Source organism: Paenarthrobacter sp. NPDC018779, assembly GCF_044391085.1.
Lineage (GTDB): Bacteria > Actinomycetota > Actinomycetes > Actinomycetales > Micrococcaceae > Arthrobacter.
Genome location: NZ_JBIRZS010000019.1, coordinates 48,601 through 72,423, shown reverse-complemented (window position 1 = coordinate 72,423; position 23,823 = coordinate 48,601). Strand labels below are relative to the sequence as shown.

Below are 23,823 nucleotides of genomic sequence, written 5' to 3'. Positions count from 1 at the left end.
TTCGCGTCAAGCCAGCCGCGCGAAGAGTGACGGCTGCCAATTTCACGGGGGATTGTTGATGGCACCGTTCAGGAGGCCTGGCCGCCGAGCGCCCGGAAACAGCGCAGCAAAGCAGCGCCGCAACAGGGCCATCGGGGCAACGTCCGTGTTGGCTGCCGTAGCCGTTGTTGTCACCGGCGCCATTCTCTATCCGGGGTTCAAAACAACCGAAGTGGACCTGAACGACGGCGGCGTGTGGGTGGTCAGCAAGGCCAACAACGCTGCCGGCCGCCTGAACTACCCCTCCAAGTCCCTCGATGGCGCGGTGGTACCGGCCAGCGACGATTTCGACATCCTGCAGCAAGCGAGCGACATTTTCATCGACGACGCGCGCGGGGCAACCATCAACCCCGTCAGTGCCGCAAACATGCGGCTCGGCGGCGACCAGAAACTTCCGGGCTCCGCGAAGGTGAGCTTCGGCAGCAAGGTCCTGGCCGTCACGGACCCTTCCAAGGGCAAGGTGTGGGCGGTTTCGCCGACATCCGTCAGCGGGTTCAGTGACGAATCCAAGCCGCTGATCGAACAATCCGCGGGGATCACCTCCATAGTCGGGGCCGACGACGCCATCCACACCCTGGACCCCAAGACCGGCAAGCTCACCACTACGAAAGTGGATGGAGAAGGCAACGCCGTGGACTCCCAGGTCCGGACCGACGACGCCCTCAAAGCCGCCGGCGAGGTCCAACTGACGGCCGTGGGCGACAAGGCTGTGGTGCTGAACCTGGCCAACGGAAACCTGGTGCTTCCGGGTGGCTCCACTGTTCACTTGGACGATGCCAAGGACGCCAAACTCCAGCAAGCCGGACCTGCAGCGGACGCCGTGGCCATTGCCACCAAGAGTGCGTTGCTCCTGCAGCCCCTGGACGGTGGGACGGCCAAGACCGTCAAGCCCGATGGCCAGGGCATTCCGGCGGCGCCCGTCCACGTGGGCAGCTGCACCTACGCGGCCTGGTCCGGAGCCAACAAGTACCTTCGCGAGTGCGCCAACCAGGCTGACAGCCGCCGCGCCGATGTGCCCAAGGCGAGTGCGTCGCCGTCGTACGTTTTCCGGGTGAACCGGGACCTGGTGGTCCTCAACGACGTCAACTCCGGCAACGTCTGGATGGTTAACCAGAATATGCAGTTGGTGAACAACTGGCTGGACGTCATTCCGCCCCAGCAGACCTCGGACGACGCTGACAAGGACTCCGCCGATGAGGTCCAGCAGACAGTACTTCCGGACCGCAGCAAGCCCAACACGCCTCCCGTGGCCAAGCCGGACGCTTATGGCGTGCGCGCCGGAAAGACCACGCTGCTTCCCGTCCTGGACAACGACGCCGATTCCGACGGCGACGTTCTGACGGTCAGTGCCGGAGAGCCGCTCAAGTCCGGTGCGCTGTCCGCGGTTTACGGCGGAACCGGCTTCCAGATCGCGGTCCCGGCTGGAACCACCGGTTCGGAATCGTTCAAGTACACCGTGGACGACGGCCGTGGTGGGACGGCGTCCGCGGAGGTGGACCTGCGCATTGTGCCGCCGGAAGAAAACAACGCTCCGCAGCCCAAACCCAACCGCAACACCACCCTGGTGGTCCAGTCGGGCAAGATCGCCAACCAGTACATCCTGACGGACTGGATGGACCCCGACGGCGACGACCTCTTCGCGGTCTCGGCCTCCAGCAGCGATCCAGCGGACCAGGTCCGGATCAGGCCCGACGGCTTGCTCACGTTCCAGGACTCCGGCGCGGGTCCGGGCCGGAAGACAATCAACGTGACCGTCTCGGATGGCTCACTGACCACCGAGGGCCAGATCAGCGTGGATGTCCGCGCTGCCGGAGCGCTGCCGCCCATCGCGAATGCGGACCATGTGGTGGCCGTGGCCGGCCAGGACACCGTCATTGCGCCCCTGAAGAACGACACCGATCCGCAGGGCGGCACCTTGCGGCTGGCCCAGGCGCAACCCGACGGCCAGTCCACGGCGGTGGTGGGCCCGGACCAGCAGACCTTCACGTTCAATTCCACGGCAGTGGGCGCACACTACGTCACGTACATGGTCACCAACGGCCCGGCGAGCGCGCAGCAACTGGTTCGCGTGGACGTCGTCTCCGGGAACAGCGACGGCGCACCGGTGGCCGTTCGCGACATCGCCCTGCTGCCCAGCGGCGGAAGCACGGTTGTGGACGTGCTGGGCAATGATTCGGATCCTGCCGGCGGCGTGCTGGTGGTGCAGTCCGTGACGGCGGCCGACGGCCTGCCGGTCAGCGTGGCGGTCCTGGACCATTCGGTGGTGAAGATTACCGACATCCGGGCCGAAGGCCAGTTGTCTCTGAAGTACACGATTTCCAACGGCAAGTCCTCGGCCACCGGGGACATTTCCGTGCAGGTGGTCCCGGCGCCCACCAAGCTCCAGGCGCCGCAGGCCAAGCCGGACGAAGTCACGGTCCGGGCCGGGGACGTGGTGACCATTCCCGTGCTGGAGAACGATACTGATCCCAACGGGGGCGATCTCACCTTGGACCCCGTTTTGGCGCAGCAGCCGGACGAAGCGGACGGGCGCATGTTCGTGGCCGGCAAGACGCTCCGGTTCATCGCGGGCGAAGAGGCCAAGACGGTCTACGCGATCTACAAGGTGAGCAACGCATCAGGGCAGACGGATTCCCAGCAGGTGACCATCCGGATCCGCGCCCGCGACGATGCCGCGAACACCCGTCCTGAACCGAAGAACCTTACGGCGCGCGTGGTTGCCGGGATGACCGTGCGTGTTCCCGTTCCGCTGGACGGCATCGACGCCGACGGCGACTCGGTGCAGTTGATCGGAATCGACAAGGCACCCTCCTTGGGCACAGCCATCCTCCGGGACGGGTACCTCGAATACACCGCCGGTGGAAAGTCGGCCGGAACGGACACCTTCAGCTACCGTGTCCGGGACCGGATCGGGGCCGAGAACACTGGCACCGTGATCGTCGGGATCGCCCCTGCTGAAGCGGACAACCAGAAGCCGATCGCCGTTGATGACGTCATCGATGTCCGTCCCGGACGGCGCGTCGCCGTCGATGTGCTCAAGAACGACTCGGACCCCGACGGCGACCCCATCGCTTTGGTGCCCACGTTCGAGGCCAAGCCTGAGCTCCAGGTAGAGGCCGCCGCCGGCAAGGCTGTCCTGACAGCGCCCGGGGTGGCCGGGGTGGAGAGCGTCAGCTACCGGATCCAGGACGACAAGAAAGCCGAAGCCAGTGCCGTGATCCGTGTGCAGACCAGTGCCACGGCACCCCTGCACGCCCCCATTGCCGTGGACGACCACGTGACGCTTGCGGAAACGCTCGGCAAGACAGCCGTGGATGTGCCGGTGCTGAAGAACGATTCCGATCCCGACGGCGTGGCCGAGGACCTGAAGATTTCCCTTCCGGACGGCAACCCGAACGCGCGGGTGGGAACGTCCGGGAACGTGGTGGTCACCCTGGCTCCCGTGGACCAGTTGATTCCCTATACCGTGACGGACATCGACGGACAGTCGGCAACTGCCGTCATGTGGATTCCCGGCCAGGGGCTGCAGTACCCGACGCTGGCCAAGACGGACGTGGTTGAGGTGACGGCGGGCAAGGAAGTGACGTTGTCCCTGGCGGACTACGTCAAGGTCCGGGAAGGTCGAAGCCCCCGGATCACGGTTGCGGATGCCATCAAAGTCCAGGGCGGCGACCCCCTGAATGTCATTGCCGGAAACGGCACGGCGCTCCGTTATGCAGCGCAGGCCGACTACGTGGGGCCGGGTTCCATCACTTTCGAAGTGACCGATGGTTCGGGGCCGGACGACTCCGAGGGCCTTAAGTCAACGCTGACCATCATGACCAAGGTCTTGCCTGATCCCAATGCCAACCATCCGCCCACGTTCAGCGGAGCCTCCATGGACGCGCCAAAGGGCGATACCACCGAACTGGACCTGGGCAACCTTGCCAAGGACGTGGATGAGCAGGACCAGGGAAAGCTCAAGTTCGAGTTCGACGGCCAGCAACCGGGCGGCTTCGACGCACGCATTGACGGCACTGTCCTCAAGGTCACTCCCGGTGGCTCCCTGAACCCGGGCGCTCGCGGCGTCATTCCACTGCGCGTCACCGACGGGCGGTCCGAGCCCGTCAAGGCAGCCGTCACTGTCACCGTGGTGTCCTCCAACCGACCCAAGCCGGTGGCCAACGACGACACCGTGGACAAGGCCGATGCCGGCAAGCCCCAAACGGTCAACGTGCTGGGCAACGACTTCAACCCGTTCAACGAACCGCTCACCATCGTTTCGGCCGTGACCGAAACGGGTTCAACCGCCGGACAACCGTCCATATCCGGAGACTCGATTTCCGTGACCCCGGCTCCCGGGTCCAAGGGCGTGCTGGTGGTCAGGTACACCATCAAGGACAAGACGGACGACCCCGGGCGGCAGGCCGTTGGACGGGTCCGGATCACCGTCCGGGACAAACCTGACGCGCCGTCCGCTCCGACGGCAACCGACGTCCGGAGCCGCACTGCCGTGCTCAAGTGGGCGCCGCCGTCGGACAATGGCGCGCCGATTACCAAGTACACCGTCAAGTCGGCAGGCTTCCAGCAGGAATGCCCCACCACCACGTGTACGCTGACCGGGCTGACCAACAACGTCAAGTACGTCTTCACCGTGACCGCCACCAACGAGGTAGGGGAGTCCCCGGCCTCAGTGGCCTCGAACGAGATCAGGCCCGACGAAAAGCCTTCGCCGCCCGCGCCGCCCACGGTCAAAGCGGGAGACAAGGACCTGGCCATCACCTGGACCCCCGCCAAGACCGAGGGCTCGCCCGTGAAGCACTACAACCTGGAAATCTCGCCGCCCCCCGCCAACGGCATCGCGGTGAAGAACGACGTGACCGGGCTCAGCTACACCTGGCCGGGCCTCACGAACGGCGTGAAGTACAAGGTGCGGGCACAGGCCGTCAACGACCTCGGACCTTCGGACTGGAGCCTGTATTCCGCCGAAGACCACCCGGCGGGCCTGCCCGGCGCACCCGCGGCGCCGACCACCGCCGTCGTCTCTTCCGTTGGTTCCCAAAACCAGCTCCGGGCCAGTTGGACCGAGCCGGACATCAACGGTGACCCCATCAAGAACTACTACGTCACCATGAGCGGTGGCGGTGGCAGCCCGCAAACCCAGACGGTGGCAGGCAGCATCCGCACCGCGACGTTTACCGCCAACAACTCCGAAACCGGCTACACGTTCACGGTCCAGGCCGAGAACAAAGCCGGGAAGGGCGGGGTCAGTGCCGCGTCCGCTCCGCGACGGGCTACCGGCAAGCTGGGAACCGTGGGCAACGTCAGCGCAACCCCGGCGAACACCGGGGGAGCGGGCGGACAAGTGACCATCAACTTCACCGTGCTCAACCAGGCCCAGCGCAACGGCTCGAGCGCCAGCGAAGTCAGCTACACATACCGTGCCAGCACGGGACAGTCCGGACCCATCCAGCCAGGTCAGACTGTGGGTGGCTTCGCCAACGGACAGGCCAGCAACATCACTGTGACGGCGCAGTCCTCGGTGGCACCGAGTTCGGACGCGAGTGCACCGGCCGGCGCTACGCCGTACGGGGCGCCGGGGACGCCGTCGGCGTCGGGTACCAACGGTGCCATGAATGATCCATCGGTAACCCTCAATTGGTCCTCGCCGTCTTCGGCAACCAACGATGTCCGGACCACCAAGATCCGGATCAACGGCGGCGGTTGGGAAACCGTGGCGGCCTCCGGCAGCAGGACCATCAACACCGGCGGTTATGAGCAGACCCGGACCATTGACGTGCAAACTTTCAACTCCCTGGGCCAAGGTGGGCCGGTGGCCAGCGCCAGCGCCAAGTCCGGCAAGAAGGGCGAATGGACCACCACCATGAACCCGGGTGCGGTGCAACGGTCGTGCAGCTACACGCTTGGGGGATCGAACTACGATCCGAACAAGTACACCTGTGACGGGAAGGGCGGCAACCAGCCTCCGTGGATGTACACCTCTGACCAAGGGCAAATCGTTGTCCGTTGTTACATTGACCAGACGGACGGCTGGGTAGGGATGCAGCGTTGGTGGCGGATCGAATCCGGTTCCTACCGTAACGTTGGCCGCTACATCATTGCAGGTCACACCTACCTCGGTGATCCAGCAGGCCTCGGAGCGCCCCGATGCTGACGCTGACCGCGCCGGTGCGGACCTCTGCCTCGCCATTACGCCGGGTACTTGTACCCATCGCGCCGGCTGCTGCCAAGACAGTATGCTGTCAAAGCCAATGGAGAGCCCGGTATCGGGTTCCCATGGATGGCCGTGTGGCGTGTGGGATATTCTTAGGCACTGAAAATTCCGCCGCTGTATGGGGGTACTGCGGAATGTCTGGCTGCCGGCGCCTGCCGGTTGGCCTGGAAGCTGTTTCGTGCAGCTGGAACAACAAGGGAATTTTGGGGCTGTGACTTCTTTCTTCGGCAAGGACTGGCTGAAAAAGCGTCGAAACAAGAAACTCGTCTCTGCCACAGCCGTGACCGCGGCCGGGGCAGTGCTTGTGGCGTTCGCCGTGCTGTACCCGGGTTTCAAGACCACCGAGGTGGACCTGAACGACGGCGGCGTGTGGGTGGTGAGCAAGACCAAGAACGCGGTGGGCCGGTTGAACTACCCCAGCCGCGTCCTCGACGGGGCCGTGACGCCTGCGAGCACCACGTTCGACGTCCTGCAGCATGACGGCAACGTCTTCGTGGACGACGAGTCCGGTTCCACCATCAACCAGGTGTCGGCAGCGAACCTGAAGCTGAGCGGCGACAAGCAGCTCCCGTCGTCGTCGCGGGTCAGCTACGGTTCCACCGTCCTCTCCGTTACGGACCCCGCCAAGGGCAAGGTGTGGGCGCTCTCTCCCTCCACCGTCAACGGCTTTGACGAAGAAGGCACCGAGCCAGTCCTCACCGGCTCCCAGGGCATGGTGTCGGCGGTAGGCCAGGACAACCGGATCTACACGGCGGATCCGGGCAAGGGCGAAATCACGGTGACCACCGTTGATGCCAACGGTGAGCGGACCACCTCAGACGTCACCAAAGTGGACGAACTGAAGGGCGCGGGGGACCTGCAACTCACGGTGGTGGGCGACAAACCGGTAGTCCTCGACACGGCGTCCGGCAACCTCTTCCTGCCCGGCGGGCGGAAACTCAACCTGCAGGACGCCCGCGAAGCCAAGCTCCAGCAGAGCGGCGAGGACAGCGGGTTCGTTGCGATTTCCACCCGCAAGGCGTTGCTGAAGCAACCGCTGGACGGCTCGACGGCGGATACCGTCGCCGCCGGGGGCGAAGGCGTTCCTGCGGCTCCCGTGCAGATCAACAAGTGCGTCCATGCAGCGTGGGCAGGCGCCAACAAGTACGTCCGCGATTGCGAAAACGACGCTGACGACAAGAAGAACGATGTCCCCAAGGCCAGTGCTTCACCAAGCTACGTTTTCCGCGTCAACCGTGACCTGGTGGTCCTGAACGACGTCAACTCCGGCAGCGTGTGGCTGGTCAACCAGAACATGCAGTTGGTCAACAACTGGGACGACGTTGTCCCGCCGAAGAACCAGTCCAACGACCAGGACGAGGAGTCCGCGGACAACAACACCATCAACGTCCTGCCTGACCGCACCAAGCCCAACAGGCCGCCGGAAACCAAACCGGACGAGTTCGGCGTGCGTCCCGGCCGGACGTCCATCCTGAGCATCCTGGACAACGACTCGGACCCCGACGGCGACGTCCTCACCGCGGCAGTGGGCGCCAACGGTCCCAAGGCAGGCGCGCTGGAGAGCATCTACGGCGGCTCGGCCTTCCAGATCAAGGTTCCCGCCGAGGCGAAGCCCGGCACGGAGACCTTCGACTACAACGCCTCCGATGGCCGTGGGCTGTCCGCCGGCGGCAAGGTCACCTTGCGTGTGGTGGCTCCCGACGACAACAAGGCCCCCTTCTTCAAGAGGGCCGAACCCACCACCATGCTGGTGGAGCAAGGGAAGTCGGTGAGCCAGAACATCCTGACGGACTGGATGGACCCCGACGGCGACGACCTGGTCCTGCTGGATGCGAAGGCGGACAACGACCAGGACCAGGTGAAGGTCCGCCGCGACGGCCTGCTCACGTACCAGGATTCCGGCGCAGCGCCGGGCAAGAAGAACGTCACCATCACCGTGTGGGACGGCCGGGCCACCACCACCGGACGCGTGGTGGTCAACGTACAGCCGCCGGGCGCGCTGGCTCCCGTGGTCAACGCCGACCACGTCACGGCAGTGGTGGGCCAGGACCTGGTGATTTCGCCACTCAAGAACGATGTGGATCCCAATGGCGGTGCCTTGCGCGTGGCCCACGTGGAAGCGGCAGGCCAGGCCGAGTTGGGCGCCATCACCGATGGCGGCACGTTCACCTTCAAGAGCAACACTCCCGGTCCGGTGTACCTGACGTACATCGCAAGCAATGGCCCGCAAAGCAGCCAAGGCCTGATCCGTGTGGACGTAGAGTCCGGTAAGGACTCCGGCGCGCCGGTGGCGGTTCATGACGTCGCGCTGCTCCCGGTGGGCGGCAGCGTGCTGGTGGACCCGCTCGCGAATGACTCCGATCCATCCGGCGGCGTCCTTGTGTTGCAGTCGGTGACGGTCCCGGAGGGTTCCACAGCCTCAGTGAGCGTCATCGACCACAGCGTCCTGCGCGTCACGGATGTCCTGGGTTCCAAGGATCCGTTCGTCTTCAGCTACACCATGTCCAACGGCCGTTCCTCGGCCACCGGAACAGTGGGCGTGGTCCCGGTGCCGGCGCCCGCCGTCGTCGAGGCTCCCCAGCCGAAACCCGACGAAGTCAACGTGCGCGTGAACGACGTCGTCACCATTCCGGTGCTGGACAATGACACGCATCCGCAGGGCGAAGAGCTCAAGGTGGATCCGGTCCTGGCCCAGAACATCGCGGAGGAAGACGGCAAGGCGTTCGTCTCCGAGAACACGTTGCGCTTCATCGCAGGACCAACGCCGAAGACCGTGCGCGCCATTTACAACGCGGTGGACCCGCAAGGCCAGAAGAGCGCGGCAGCCGTGACCATCCACATCCTTCCCCTGGAAGGGGCGCAGAACTCGCGCCCGCAACCGCAGAACCTGACCGCCCGCGTGGTGGCCGGAGGATCCGTCCGGATTCCGGTGCCGCTGGATGGCATCGACCCCGATGGCGATTCGGTGCAGCTTACCGGCATCGACAGCACCCCCACCATGGGAACCGCGACGGCGGGAAGCAACTTCATCGACTTTGTCGCCGCAGGTGACGGTGCAGGGACCGACTCGTTCCGCTACAAGGTGGTGGACCGCCAGGGTGCGGTCAACACGGGAACAGTGACGGTCGGTGTTGCGCCACGCGGCGAAAACAACCAGAAACCCGCGCCCGTGGACGACGAGGTGAAGGTCCGTCCCGGACGCCAAATCGCCGTGGACGCGACAGCCAACGACACCGATCCCGACGGCGACCCCATCCGGATCCTCACGGACAGCATCGAGGCCGACAAAGCCCTGGACGCCCATGTGAGCAAGACCAGCGGCCGCATCCTGGTCACCGCCCCTGCGGTGGAAGGAACAGTGAATGTCCGCTACTCCGTGGCCGATGACCGCGACGCCGTAGGCCAGGCGAGCATCAGGGTGATCGTGAAGAACGACATCCCGCTGCAGGCCCCGATTGCCCGCGACGACCGCGTCACGTCCGCCCAAACCCTGGGCAAGACGGCCGTGGATGTTCCCGTTTTGAAGAACGACGAGGACCCGGACGGCGTGGGGGAGAACCTTAAAGTCAGCACCGAGGTTCCCACCGCGCGTCCCGGCTCCGAGGGCAACGTGATTGTGGAACTCACCGAGCAGCCGCAACTGGTGCCGTACACCGTGGAAGACGTCGACGGCCAGAAGTCCACGGCCATCATCTGGGTTCCCGGCGTCGGCCAGCAGGTTCCTACCCTGGCCAAGGACGAGGTCATCGAACTGGTCTCCGGCCAGTCCGTCACCGTCAACCTGGCCGAGTGGGTCAAGGTCCGTGACGGCAAGTCACCCCGGCTCACCCAGGCCGACCGCATCAAGCTGATCGGCGGGGACGGAAGCGACCCCATCGCCAACAATGGAACGGGCATCAAGTACACGGCTGGTGCCGAGTATGTTGGCCCTGGTTCCATCAGCTTCGAGGTCACCGACGGCAGCGGCCCCGATGACCCGAACGGCTTGAAGTCCACTTTGAGTATCCGCACCAAGGTGCTGCCCGATCCGAACAAGAACAACCCGCCGGAACTCCTGGGCAGCGACGTCGAGGTGCCCAAGGGTGATTCGGCAAGCCTGGACCTGCAGAAGCTCACGTCCGATCCTGATGCTGACGACGTCCAGAACATGAGCTACGAACTGGTCGGTTCGGCGCCGGGTGGCTTCCGGGTGAACGTGGACGGCAAGAGCCTTAATGTCTCAGCCCAGGATTCCGTCCAGATCGGGCAGTCCGGCACGGTACAGGTGAAAGCCAAGGACCGGCGCGGGCTTGAGGCGATCGCCAACTACAAGCTGACGTTGACGGCTTCCAACCGCCCGAAGCCGGTGGCCAACGACGACGTGGAACCGGACGCCCAATCCGGCAAACCTGTGACGGTCGATGTGCTGGCGAACGACTCCAACCCGTTCCCGGACACGGCTTTGAAGATCGTTTCCGCCGTGGTGGAAACCGGCCAAGGCACGGCTGAACCCGGGGGAGACAGCGTCACCGTCACACCCGGTGGAGGCTTCACCGGGACCATGGTGGTGGCATACACCATTTCGGACAAGACCGGCGAGTTGTCGCGCTATGCCACGGCCCGGGTCCGCCTGACCGTGAAGGACAAGCCGGAAGCACCCACCACGCCACAGGCCCAAAGCGTGGGCGACCAGACTGCGCTGTTGACGTGGACTGCGCCCGCCGACAGGGGCTCACCCATCACCAAGTACACCGTGTACGGCGAGGGCGGATTCAAGCAGGACTGCCCCGCAAACACGTGTACGCTGACGGGCCTGACCAACAACGTGAAGTACCACTTCGCGGTGACGGCCACCAACGCCATCAACGAGTCCGAAAGGTCGCCGGTCTCGGCCGAGGTCCGCCCGGACGTCAAACCGGACACCCCGGTTGCGCCGTCGCTGAAGTTTGGGGACAAGCAACTGTCCGTCGCCTGGGTTCCGCCCGCCAGCAAGGGCTCCCCGGTCAAGTCCTACGACCTGGAGATTTCACCGGCACCCGCCGGGCAGAACGCGCAGATCCAAAACCTGACCGGTTCCAGCTATGTCTGGAAGGGACTCACCAACGGCGTGGCCTACAAGGTCCGCGTGTTGGCCAGGAATGACGCCAAGGAGCCTTCCGAGTGGAGCCCGTACTCTGCTGCGGAGACTCCGGCCGGCATTCCTGCGACGCCGTCCGCGCCCTCGGTCTCGGGGGCTGGATCGGTAGGCACCCAAAGCCAGCTGCGGGTCAGCTGGGCGGCACCCAACAACAACGGTGACCCGGTGTCCGCCTATACCTTGACCACCTACCGCGGCGGCGCCGTCGTAGGTTCCCAATCGGTGGCTGCCACGTCGCAGAACGTGACCGTTGCCAACTCCGAAGCGGATTACACGTTCACGGTTTCGGCCACCAACAAGGCCGGCGTCAGTGGAGTCAGCCAGCAGTCCGCTGCCATCCGTGCCGCGGGCAAGCCGGGGACCGTGGGCAGTGGCTCCGTGACTGCCACCGGCACCAGCGGGCAGCTCCGCGTGACCTTCACGCCGCTGACCGCCGCCGAACGCAACGGTTCGCAGGACAACGAGATCACCTACCGCTGGCAGACGGCCTCGGGTTCCGGCCCGATCGGCCGCGGCGGTGGAGACATCGGCGGCCAGCCCAACGGCAGCAACGTGGTGGTCAACATCATCGCGACGTCGGTCAAGAACAACCAGTCCGGCGACGCCAAGGCGATCGGCACGGGCAACCCGTACGGGCCACCGAATGCACCGAACGTCAACGGCGGCAAGTCGGCCAAGGGCGACGGCCAGGTCCACTGGACCTGGAACAACCCGGCCACCAACGGCCGCCCGCTGGACCACTACGAGGTGAACCTCGACGGCGGCGGCTGGGTAAGCGTTGGCAAGGCTAACCGGTACGACGTTTCCGGTGGCGGATGGGACAAGACCCGGCGCCTGAACGTGCGGGCAGTCACGGTTGTTGCCGGTCCGGGCAGCGGACAGGTTGCGGCCACCAGCGGCGACGATCCGACGCCTCCGCCTCCACCGCCGTCGCCCACCACCATCCAGGCGCACAACAACACGTGCCCTGGTAAGCCGGGCCAGGCGGACACGTACAACCCGAGCGGGCCGTCGTGTGGTGTTGGCTGGGTTTCCCGTTCCGAGGGCAAACTCAAGATCGACTGCACCAAGAACATCTACGGCGGTTCCACCAAGTGGTACCGCGTGACCGAGGGCAGCCACCCGGGTTGGTACGTCAAGGCCATCACCGTGGACCGCTACGGTTCTGAGCCGGGCGGCTGCTGATGCCCTGCGCAGCAAACACACAACTTCATCCGAACACCCACACAATGAACAGGATCAACCGATGACCATGACAAACGAGCAGGCCGCGTGGTTTGCAGAGACGTTCGAGAAGCTCGTTGCCAACGTGGGCCAGGCAGTGCTTGGCAAGGAGCACGTCATCCGGCTGACCTTCACGGCGATGCTTGCCGAGGGCCACGTGCTCTTCGAGGATGCTCCGGGTACGGGTAAGACCTCGCTGGCCCGCGCCTTGGCGGCCACCGTGCAGGGTTCGCATAACCGCATCCAGTTCACCCCGGACCTCCTGCCCTCGGACGTCACGGGTGTGACCATCTACGACCAGAAAACGCAGAAGTTCGAGTTCCACAAGGGCCCGGTCTTCAGCAACATCGTCCTGGCCGATGAAATCAACCGTGCTTCGCCGAAGACCCAGTCCGCGCTGCTCGAGGTCATGGAAGAATCCCGCGTCACCGTGGACGGCACCACGTACGACGCCGGGCGGCCGTTCATGGTCCTCGCAACCCAGAACCCGATCGAGCAGGCTGGTACCTACCGACTGCCGGAAGCACAGCTGGACCGCTTCCTGATCAAGACCTCCATTGGCTACCCGGACCATGCCTCCACTGTGCGTTTGCTGGGTGGCTCCAACCTCAAGGACCGTTCGCGGGACCTCTCGGCCATCATCACCACCCAGGCCGTTGCGGACATGGCCGACCTCGCGGCCACCACCCACGTGGACACCGCAGTGCTGGAGTACATTTCCCGGCTCTGCGAGGAAACCCGCAACGCTTCGGAGACCCGCCTGGGTGTGTCCGTCCGTGGCGCCTTGGCCATGGTTCGCGCGGCCAAGGTGTGGGCTGCCGGACAGGGACGGAACTTCGTCCTGCCGGACGACGTCAAGGAACTGGCTCCCGTGGTGTGGACCCACCGACTGGTGATGGACCCGGAGGCGGAGTTCTCCGGTGCCACGCCTGAGGTGGTCCTCACGCGCGTCCTTGCGGACGTCGCCGCCCCGCAGCAACGCGCCAGCGCCTAAGCCTGCGCCTAGTACGGCTCCCGCACGAACCACCCGCACCCCGGCACGAACAAAGGTCCCCACATGTCCTCCAGCACACCCCTGAACAGGGCTGCTGATTCGCTCAAGCGCGCAACATCGGCGCTTGGCAGCAAGATCCGCTCCCTCGGCGGCTCCGGCAACGCAACCGGCTCCGGCAACGGCACTGGCTCCGGCAACGGCATCCGGCCAGGTGCAGCCCGGCCAGGCAAGCCCGGCAAGCTCCACCCCGCAGCCGTGTGGGCCGAAGCCGCAGGGACGCTGGGCGAGGTACTGGCCCCTGCATGGTCCACCGTGCGCCGGCTCTGGCTGCGCTTCGTGTGGCCCGTCCTGTCCGTGGTGAGCGTGCTCGGTTGGGTGATGCTGGCCACAGCCATCGGCTTGTGGACCGCAGGGCAGTCCTGGGGCTGGCAGGAGGCCAAGTCCGCCGCCATGGTGGCGTTCCTGTTGTTCGTGTTCGCCATCGCGTTCATTGTTGGCCGCTCAGCCTACGGCGTGGTGCTGGACCTGGCACGCACCCGCGTGGCCGTTGGCGACGACGCGGTGGGCAGCATTGCCGTGTCCAACGTCTCCACCCGCCCGCTGCTGCCGGCCACGCTGGAACTTCCCGTAGGTTCCAACACGGCCATCTTCCACTTGCCGCGCATGAAGCCTGCCCAGGTCCACGAGGACCTGTTCACCATTCCCACCGCCCGCCGCGCCGTGATCGTTGTTGGCCCGGTCCGCTCGGTGCGGGCTGATCCGCTGCACCTGCTCCGCCGCCGCGTGTTGTGGACGGAACCGGTGGACTTGTTCGTCCACCCCCGCACGGTTCCCCTCGGCGGATCGGCTGCGGGCTTTATCCGCGACCTTGAAGGCATGCCCACCACCGAGCTGTCCAGCGCAGACGTTTCCTTCCACGCCCTGCGGGACTACGTTCCCGGTGACGACCGCAGGCACATCCACTGGAAGACGACGGCCCGCACCAACAAGCTCATGGTCCGTCAGTTCGAGGAGACCCGCCGGGCGCACCTGGCCATTTCACTCTCGATCAACCTGGACGAGTATGACTCCGAGGCCGAGTTCGAGATGGCCATCTCCGTGGCTGGCTCCATTGGGCGCCAGGCCATCCGTGAACAGCGCGAGCTGGATGTCATGACGCAAAAAGGCCCCTTGCGCTGCGAAACCGGCCGCAACCTGCTGGATGACATGACCAGGATCGTCGGAGCGCCGATGCGGAAGACCGCCGTCGACCTCGCCCGGACCCTGGCCGATACGGTCCCGAACGCCTCCGTGGTGTTCTTCGTGGTGGGCAGCCAGGTGACGGCTACGCAACTCCGTTCGGCGGCAGCCTCTGTTCCGCCCGGAGTCCGCAGCCTCGCCGTTCGCGTCCAGCCCGCCGCGGCGCCGTCGCGCGCCAACATCGCGGACCTGACAGTCCTCACCGTGGGAGACCTCGACGATCTCGCCATTGTCCTTCGAAAGGCGGCAGCATGAGCACCGCGCCGAACACCCGCAACCGCCAGCGGCGGGACGGCAGGCCGGATGCCCGGACGCGGAGGCGGGCGGTCAACAGCAGCGCCTCGATCTTCGCCGATGGTCGGCCCTTGTGGCACTTTGCCGTTGACTGCGTTGCCCTCGCGGCGTTGTTGTTCCTGGGCGTGCTTGGCTTCAGCCTGAGCTTCGGCGGGGACGCACGCTACCTGGTGGCCGGACTGGGCGGAATCCTGCTGGGCCTGGGCATCGCGGTGCTGAACGCGCACCTCCGGCTGGGCCTGCTGATTACCACTGCATTGGCCTTCGGCGCCTACATGCTGTTCGGCTCGGCCCTGGCAGTGCCGGACACCGCCGTGCTGGGGTTCCTGCCGAGCCTGGATTCGTTGCGCACGCTGTTGCTGGGCATCGTGTTCTCGTGGAAGGACATGCTGACGGTTGGCGTGCCTGTTGGTACCGCGAACGGCATGCTCATTGTTCCGTTCCTGAGCTCGATGCTGACGGCACTGGGGGCGGGCCTGTTGGCCTGGCGCCTCAAGAGCCCGTACTGGCCGCTCCTGCCCGTTCTGGCACTGTTTGTCACGGGCATCGCCTTCAGCACCAGTGCCAGCTTCCTCAACGTGGAGCGCGGTGTTTCCCTGACCATCATTTCGATCGTGTGGGCCACCTTCCGCCGGGACGTGTTGCGCCAGAGCAGCACCAGGATGGTGTCGGCCAACCGTCCGGACCACGACGCCGGTACGGCCCGCCGTGGCAAGCTCCGCCGCCTGGGGACTGCTGCAGCCGTGATCGCCGCCGCCGTCGGCATCACCGCGGTGGCCTCGCCGCTGGTCACTGCGAGCGATGACCGGAAGGTGCTGCGCAACACGATCGTCCCGCCGTTCGATCCCCGCGACTACATCACTCCGCTGGCAAGCTTCCGCAACTTCGTGAAGGACCAGAAGGACCAGACTCTCTTTTCCGTCAAGGGCCTGCCCAAGGATGGCCGCGTCCGCTTGGCCGCACTGGACTCCTTCAACGGCTTGAACTACACCATGGATCCCAACAGTTCGGGCAACTTCAGCAAAGTAGGCGATGCCCGTTCACTGAACACCCTCGCTGACACGGGCAGCCCGGTGGCCAGCACCAACTACACGCTGGACATCACCATTGAGGACTACCAGGGCTACTTTGTTCCTGGCGGACGGCACACCACTGGCCTGAGCTTCCTGGAGAGCCCGGAGGCAGCTTCAGGGCTGTACTTCAACGCCGGAACGGACACCGCGGTGACCACCAACGGCCTGGCCAAGGGTGATGAGTACACCGTCCAGGTTTCCGATCCTGGAACGCTGGAGCACGGCCAGCTCACCCAATACGACTTTGCCAAGATCACGCTGCCTGACGCGCAGGAAGTTCCGCCGATCGTGGCCTCGCAAGCCAACGAGCTCTCCGCGGACGCGCCCACGGCGATCGACCGTGTCCGGCAGATCGAAGCGCACTTCCAGAAGAGCGGTGCCTTCAGCAACGGACTCGTCGCCGACGGACAGTTGCCCAGCCTGCCCGGGCACAGCTCTGCGCGCGTACGGAACCTGCTGTCTGCCAAGCAGATGCTCGGTGACGACGAGCAGTACTCGGTGGCCATGTCCTTGATGCTGCGCCACCTGGGTATCCCTTCGCGCGTGGTGATGGGTTTCTATCCTGACCCCAAGAGCCCGGAGAACGGCGCCGGCGATATCAACATCACCGGCAAGGACGTGCACGCCTGGGTGGAAGTCGCCTTCGACCGTGTCGGCTGGGTGGCCTTCGATCCCACCCCGCCCAAGGACAACGTCCCCATCCCGCCGGACCCGGACACCAAGTCCAAGCCCAAGCCGCAGGTACTCCAGCCGCCGCCCCCGCCGCAGGAGCCGGCGGACCTGCCGCCGGACTCCACACCGGACGCGCTTGATGCTGACGAGAAAAAGAACAACCCTTGGCTCTTCTGGGGTCCGCTGCTGGCGGCGATCGGTGTTGCGTTGATTCCGATCGGGATCCTCGCCTTGCCGCTGTTGCTGATTCTCCTGTTGAAGGCACGACGCCGGAAAGCCCGGTTCCGGGACGGCCACGCCGCCCAGCGCGTGGGCGGAGGCTGGAACGAAGTGTTGAGCCTGGCGACGGACATGGGCGCCTCGATCGACGGCAAGTCCACCCGGCGCGAATCGGCGTCGGTGATCGCGGAGGCGTTCCCCGTCACCGGGACCACCACCACATTGCTGGCGCACCGCGCCGACGCAGCTGTGTTCGGTGCAGGGCAGCCCAGCGAAGCCGAGGTCAAGGAGTACTGGGAGATCGTGGACTCGTCACTGGACGGCATCACGGGAAGCGTGGGCTTCTGGAAGAGGCAGCAGGCCCGCTTCTCGCCGCGCTCCCTCCTCTCGGACGGCCGGGCTGCCCTCAGGCGCAGGGAACTGGAGGGACGGTCACCGAAGGAGCGTGTGGCCAACGGCCTCCGCAGCAGGCTCGGGTCCTTGTTCACGAAGGGCGGCAAGAGTGGGCAGTGAGGCCGAAGCATGCCCGGCCTGCCGCCACACGGTGCGTCCCGGGGCATCGTTCTGTACCTTCTGCGGCTCCCCGCTGAACAACCGTGGAGCCCGCCGGGACAGGAACGTCAACCACGCGCAGGCGGCTGCGCAGGATCCCTTGACCCGGCAGGTCGCGCCGGGTGCCGGTAGTATCTCGGTAGTGTCCGCGCCAGCCGGATCCGTTCAACCGTTCCCGGTACAGTCCGGAGCCGGTGCCGGCGCAGCGTCGAATCCAGGGGGAGGGACCACTTTGACGACGAAGCTTGAACTCGCGCCGGCGTCTGCCGGTAAACGCTTGGGTGCGGCCGTTTTGGACTGGCTGGCTCCTGTCGCTGTGCTTGCCACCACCTTCGCCATCGGGATCGCCGGTATCACCCAGACCCGCCGGAACGGCTTCATTGTCTACGACACCGGGTTGCTGGTCCTGTTGGGCAGCATCGGCCTCGCGTTCACCGTGGTCTACATGATTGTGCTCCTGGCGTTGGAAGCCAAGTCCGGCAACACCATCGGCAACCAGGTGATGGGCATCCGCAGTTCGGATGCTGACGGCTATGCACCCGGCGCGGGTGCCGTCTTTGTCCGTGGCATCATCACCGGGGGAGTACTGCTGCTCGGCAGCATCGCGGCAGGCGTGTTCTCCGGTCTGGGACTTATTGGGCTGATGTTGTTCATTGGCCTCCCGTTGATGGGCCTTGGCGTGGTGTGGGCCATCCTGGTGGTGGTCTCCAACGCCTGGGACAGCAACGGCAAGCTCCGGGGTTGGCATGACAAGGCAGCCAAATCGCTGGTGTTCGACGTCCACGCCGGCCGCAACCCCGTAGCAACGGGCGGGATCCAGGGACCCTACAGCTTCGCCCCCGTGGACCTGCCGCCCGTGCAGCCCGTGGCTTCGCCGGTGCCCGGCTCGGCGGTTGCGCCCCAGAAACCCGCAGCCCAGGCGGCTGCAGTGGCTCCCGTCGTGGCCAATACCGCGCCCCACGCTCCCGCTCCGCAGCCTTCCCACGACCCCAACCAGTGGCGGCCCCCGGTGGCTCCGCGGCCCGGGAACGCAAGCCCCGCCGTCGTTCCTCCAGCTGCCCAAAGTCCCGCGGCGGTGCACCCGGACGATGACCTGGACCGGACCCAGATGCGGCCGGGCGCCGCGCGCGTGGAGGCGGTACTGCGGATCCGCGTGGACGACGGGCAGGATGTCCAGCTCGGCGGCACCGTGCTGCTTGGCCGAAACCCCGCACCCCAGCCAGGAGAAGCCACCCAGCAGCTGCTCCCGGTTTCCGATCCCGGCCGGTCGATCTCCAAGACCCATCTGCATTTGCGGGTGGACGGCGACGGCGTCTGGGTCACCGACCGCAATTCCACCAACGGCAGCGCCGTCACCACGCCTGACGGCATCCAGACCCGGCTGCATCCGGGCGAGGCCGTCTTTGTTCGACCCGGTTCCACCGTTCACTTCGGGGACCGTTCCTTCCACCTAGGACAAGCATGAACTCACAGCCGGCAAGCCCGGATGCCGACGCCCTTGCCGCCCCCAGTGGCCCCAGTTTCCAGCTGAGTTACGGCTACGGGACGGATCGCGGCCTGCGGCGGGAGCTGAACGAGGATTCGTTCATCGCCTCCGATCCCGTCTTCGCAGTGGCGGACGGCATGGGCGGCCACGAGGCCGGGGAGATCGCCAGCGGTATGTGCGTCCGCACCCTGGGCAGCGCTCCGGAACTGGCCACCGGCACCCGTTCGGCGACGGCCGGGGAACTCCAGGCGTGCCTGCTCAAGGCAGATGCGGCCATCCGCAACGCGACCGGTGGCCGCGCCGGGACCACGTTGTCCGGCGTGGTGGTGGTGGAGCAGATGGGCGTGCCCTACTGGCTGGTCATGAACATCGGCGACTCCAGGACCTACCTCCTCAGCCAAGGCGGCTTCTCGCAGGTGAGCGTTGACCACTCGGAGGTCCAGGAACTGGTGGATTCCGGAGACATCACTCCGGAACAGGCCTCGATCCACCCGCGCCGCCACGTCGTCACCCGCGCCCTGGGTACCGGTGACGAAACCGAGGCGGACTTCTGGCTGCTGCCCATCCAGGAGGGCGACCGCGTGATGGTCTGCTCCGACGGGCTCAACGGAGAGCTCGGCGATGATCACATGTTCCGCGTCCTCAGCACCGTAGCGCACCCCCAGGACGCCGTGGATGCCTTGATCCAGGCAGCGCTCCGCAGCGGCGGCCGGGACAACGTCACGGTGATCGTGGTTGACGCCAAGAACGTCCTGAACGACGCCGGCATCGCCACCACCGCTCCGCGCCCGGAAGTGGAATCCGAGGTGGAAGAAGACACCCTCCCGCGGGCCTGGGTGAACGGCACTGAAGACCACAGCACGGAGGACCACGGGGCCGATGACGATGACGCCGGCCCGGAGACCGAGGCCGGTGCAGATGCCAAGCAGTAACAGTCCGATGGTTGCCCGCTACGGCCAGGGTGACTGGTTTGGCGTCGTGCGCCAAGGGACAGTGGTCCTGCTGGGACCGGACACTCCTGCATCGTTGATCGACGTGGTGTGGAACGTTTTGGCGACCGTGCCGGAAGCCCACGAAGTCCTCCACGAAGTCACCGATGCCTTCGGTGTCTCCCTGAGCCGGATTCCGCCCTTCGGAATCATCGACGCCAAGGACGGCTTGCGGGTGTTCCTCCGCGGCGACCTCGAGCTCACGGTCCAGTCCACCGGGGCCCGGTCCGGCTCCGGCGGCGAGCAGGTCAGCGGCCGGGACGTCACCACGTGGACGGAGCGGCGGTTCAGCTCGGCTGACGCGTACAGCCTGCGGATCGCTTCAAGCACGACGGCGGGTGGCAGCCTGCCGCTGCCGGACGGCTCACCCCTGCCTTTGGTTGAGGGCGTGGTGCGCTTGTCCGGCGTGGATGTTGAGCTCACGGACGGGGCGGACCTTGAAGAGCCGGTACAGCCGGCCGCGGGAGCCGTGGCCACAGCGGTTGGGGTCCCGGGCGAGGCCAACGCGGTGGAAACGGCGGCCGAAATTCCGAATCAGCCTGACTCCGAGGCACCGGTTTCTCCGGCCCCGGTGTCCGATGAAACGGTCCTCGGCTACCCCGATGCCGATCTCGGCTTGACCATCGCGCCGCACGCACTGGCCTTTGGTGGCGCGGGGGATACGTCCTCGGCTGAAGGGCTGGAACAGGGAAGTGGCCCGGGTGAGGTGGCAGGCTCGGATCAGGCGGATGACTCTGATCAGCCCGGTGGCCCCGAGCGTCCGGATGACTCCGATCAGGCGGGCGGCCCCGAGCTTCCGGATGACTCCGATCAGCCCGGTGGCCCCGAACTTCCGGACGACTCCGATCAGTCCGGACCGGACAAGCCTGCTGATTCCGGCACCGAGCCCGACGTCTCTGAGGATTCAACCGGGGTTCCCGTGCACACCAGCACCACGGATCCGCTGCTTCCGACGTTGGAAACCACCACCAACTATGACCATTTGTGGGACAAGACGGTGATGCGGAACATCGAGGACGCTGCCGTACGGATTGCGGACGATTCCGATGAGCACGATGTCCCCGCGCCTCCGGCACCGAAGACCACGGAGCCGCCCAGGTCGGCCCCGATCGAGGGGGAGCAGGCAGTGGGGGAGCAGGCAGTGGGGGAGCAGGCCGCGAACGGCGGCTCCGGCGTCGGGCCTTCGCCTGCCGCTCCAGCTGGGACTGCTGCCGCGCCAGCGGGGCCTGCCGTGGAACCGGCGTCCGCGCCCCTTGGCGTGCCCGCTTTGATCGACTCCGTGCCGTGGCTGCGCGGCAGCACCGGAACGTCGGCGCCGCAGGGTGGGCCGGAAGCGTCCGGCGTTGCGGCTCCGCCGGCAGTTGTCCCAACTGCTCCCGTCCCGCCGGCACCTGTACAAACGGCGCAGTCCGTGCCGGAGCACGATCCTGACCATGACGGCCAGACGATCATGAAGAGCAGCGTGGCAGACGACCTCCCCACGGCGGCGTCTGCTCCGGACCAAGCCAGCGCGCCTGCGGGCAACGGTCCGAGCGTTTTGGCACGCGTGTGCTCCCAAGGCCATGCCAATCCACCCACCTACCCGCAGTGCGCGGCGTGCGGCGTGGCCTTGTCCGGCGACGCGGTGCAGGTTCCCCGTCCGCGGCTGGGCCGGATGCGGTTGTCCACCGGCGAGCTGATTGACCTTGACCAGTCGCTCATCATCGGCCGCCAGCCCTCGGTCTCCCGGGTGCAGGGTGGCACCATGCCGCGCCTTGTCCAAGTGGAGAGCCCTGGCGGTGACATTTCGCGATCCCACGTCGAGGTGCGGCTGGAAGGCTGGCACGTCATGCTGTGCGACCTCAAGGCCACCAACGGCACCGTCCTGATCAGGGAAGGCCAGGCCCCGCGCCGGCTTGCCCAAAACGAGATGGCCATCCTGCTGGACGGCGACATCGCCGAACTGGGTGACAACATTTCATTGCGTTTCGAGGAGATTCTTTGAGTTCCAAGAGGCCCCCCGCGCCGCCTCCACCCATCCCGGGGTTCAAGTACATCAGCCTGCTCGGTTCCGGTGGTTTCTCCGACGTCTTCCTGTACGAGCAGGACAGGCCGCGCCGAAAAGTGGCCGTTAAAGTGCTGCTCTCCGACCTGAAGACCGAGGGCGCGCGCCGCCGCTTCGAGTCCGAGGCGAACCTGATGGCGCAATTGTCATCACACCCGTACATCGTGACCATCTTCGAAGCGGAGATCACCGAAAACGGGCACTCGTACCTGGCCATGGAGTACTGCTCCCGGCCGAGCCTGGATGTCCGGTACCGTCGCCAACGCTTCAGCGTGGACGAGGTCCTGGCCGTCGGCATCCAGGTGGCGTCCGCCGTCGAGACCGCCCACCGGGCAGGCATCGTCCACCGTGACATCAAGCCAGCCAACATCCTGGTCACGGACTACAACCGGCCCGCCCTGACGGACTTCGGCATTTCCGGAACCATCGGCACGGACAGCGATGACGACGCCGGCATGTCCATCCCGTGGTCGCCCCCGGAACAGTTCCGCGGTGGTGCCGTTGACGGTGTTCCCGTGGACATCTGGGCACTGGGCGCCACGCTCTACACCCTTTTGGCGGGCCGTTCCCCGTTCGTCCTTCCCGGCCAGGACAACTCGCAACGCGAACTGATTTCGCGGATCACCAACTCTCCCGTGCCCCGGCTGGGACGGGCCGACGTGCCCGAATCGCTGGAGCTGGTCCTTGCCACGGCCATGGCCAAGTCTCCGGACTCCCGGTACTCCTCGGCCCATGCCTTCGCCCTGGCCTTGCAACGAATCCAGGCTGAGCTGAACCTCTCGGTCACTCCATTCGAGGTCCTCGCCGAACCCGGGCACGGGGATGAGCAGCACCCGGACGACAATGTGGAGGAAACCCGCGTCCGGAGCATCGCTTCGATCGATCCCGATGCCTCGGGAACAGCAACCACCGGCTCGGCTCCCACGTTCCCGGCCCGGACGTTCCCCTCCACGGTGCCCGGAACCAGTCCGCAGACCACGCGTCCGGGAACGGCCCGGCCGCAGCCAACACAGCCACAGCCCACCCAGGCTCCGCAGCTGCCGCCGGCCCAGACGTACACGCCGCAGTTCCAGATGCCGGATGCCAGGTCCATCAGGCCTGCCGAGGCGGAACCGGAGACTGCAGAATCCACTGTCCTTCGGGGCTGGCAACCGGCGTCGGACAACCTCGATGCAACCGTCAACCGTTCGGCGCCCGGCGCCGCGCCCGCGGCGGAAGAGGCCCCGCAAGCCGACCACGGGAAACGTAATCTGTGGCTCGCCGTCACCGGCGGCGCGGTCCTGGTTGTCGCCGTCGTGGTTGGCGTGGTGCTGGGCGGTTCGGCCCAGCCCAAGGTGGCACCGACGGAGTCGGCAAGCAAGCCGCCGGCAGATCCGATCGGGGACGGCAACGTTCCGGACGTCGTGGGACTCAGCGCGGCGCGGGACACCAAGGATCCGAACATTGTGGTCTTTTCCTGGAAAAACCCCCAGCCAGGGAAGGACGACTCCTATAAATGGCGGACCAAATCGGCCAAGGCAGACGGGGCCTACCAAACCACCGGTACCGAGAAGGCTTTCGTCTCGGGATTCAGTGAGTTGCCCATCTGTGTCCAGGTCATCATTGTCCGCTCCGACGGTTCCGCTTCGCCCGGTGGTCCTGACTCCATTGCGTGCCTGGAGAAGTAGC

At 66.0% G+C, this 23,823-nt stretch carries 9 protein-coding genes; all 9 read left to right on the top strand.

Annotated features, from left to right (window positions below; translation table 11 throughout):
* Positions 1-58: 58 nt before the first annotated feature.
* Positions 59-6,193: an Ig-like domain-containing protein gene (locus tag ACH488_RS17245; protein ID WP_397325797.1), complete on the top strand. Its 6,135-nt coding sequence runs from the start codon at positions 59-61 to the stop codon at positions 6,191-6,193.
* Positions 6,194-6,371: 178 nt separating this feature from the next.
* Positions 6,372-12,554 carry an Ig-like domain-containing protein gene (locus ACH488_RS17240; RefSeq protein ID WP_397325796.1) on the top strand — a complete coding sequence of 2,061 codons (6,183 nt, stop codon included), beginning with the start codon at positions 6,372-6,374 and terminating at the stop codon, positions 12,552-12,554.
* A gap of 61 nt (positions 12,555-12,615) precedes the next feature.
* Complete coding sequence (locus tag ACH488_RS17235; RefSeq protein ID WP_397325795.1) at positions 12,616-13,587, top strand: AAA family ATPase; 972 nt, start codon at positions 12,616-12,618, stop codon at positions 13,585-13,587.
* A gap of 63 nt (positions 13,588-13,650) precedes the next feature.
* Complete coding sequence (locus tag ACH488_RS17230) at positions 13,651-15,081, top strand: DUF58 domain-containing protein (RefSeq protein ID WP_397325794.1); 1,431 nt, start codon at positions 13,651-13,653, stop codon at positions 15,079-15,081.
* Positions 15,078-17,597 carry a transglutaminase domain-containing protein gene (locus ACH488_RS17225; RefSeq protein ID WP_397325793.1) on the top strand — a complete coding sequence of 840 codons (2,520 nt, stop codon included), beginning with the start codon at positions 15,078-15,080 and terminating at the stop codon, positions 17,595-17,597. Before ACH488_RS17230 ends, ACH488_RS17225 begins: the two co-directional genes overlap by 4 nt.
* A complete protein-coding gene (locus ACH488_RS17220) occupies positions 17,587-19,101 on the top strand; it encodes an RDD family protein (protein ID WP_397325792.1) in 1,515 nt (504 codons plus the stop codon). Before ACH488_RS17225 ends, ACH488_RS17220 begins: the two co-directional genes overlap by 11 nt.
* Positions 19,098-20,054: a PP2C family protein-serine/threonine phosphatase gene (locus ACH488_RS17215; protein ID WP_397325791.1), complete on the top strand. Its 957-nt coding sequence runs from the start codon at positions 19,098-19,100 to the stop codon at positions 20,052-20,054. The genes ACH488_RS17220 and ACH488_RS17215 overlap by 4 nt, the downstream gene beginning before the upstream one ends.
* Entirely contained in the window at positions 20,041-22,095 is a 2,055-nt protein-coding gene (locus ACH488_RS17210; RefSeq protein WP_397325790.1) for a hypothetical protein, read from the top strand. Before ACH488_RS17215 ends, ACH488_RS17210 begins: the two co-directional genes overlap by 14 nt.
* On the top strand, positions 22,092-23,822 hold the full coding sequence (locus tag ACH488_RS17205) for a serine/threonine-protein kinase (RefSeq protein ID WP_397325789.1): 1,731 nt from the start codon (positions 22,092-22,094) through the stop codon (positions 23,820-23,822). Before ACH488_RS17210 ends, ACH488_RS17205 begins: the two co-directional genes overlap by 4 nt.
* Position 23,823 lies beyond the last annotated feature (1 nt).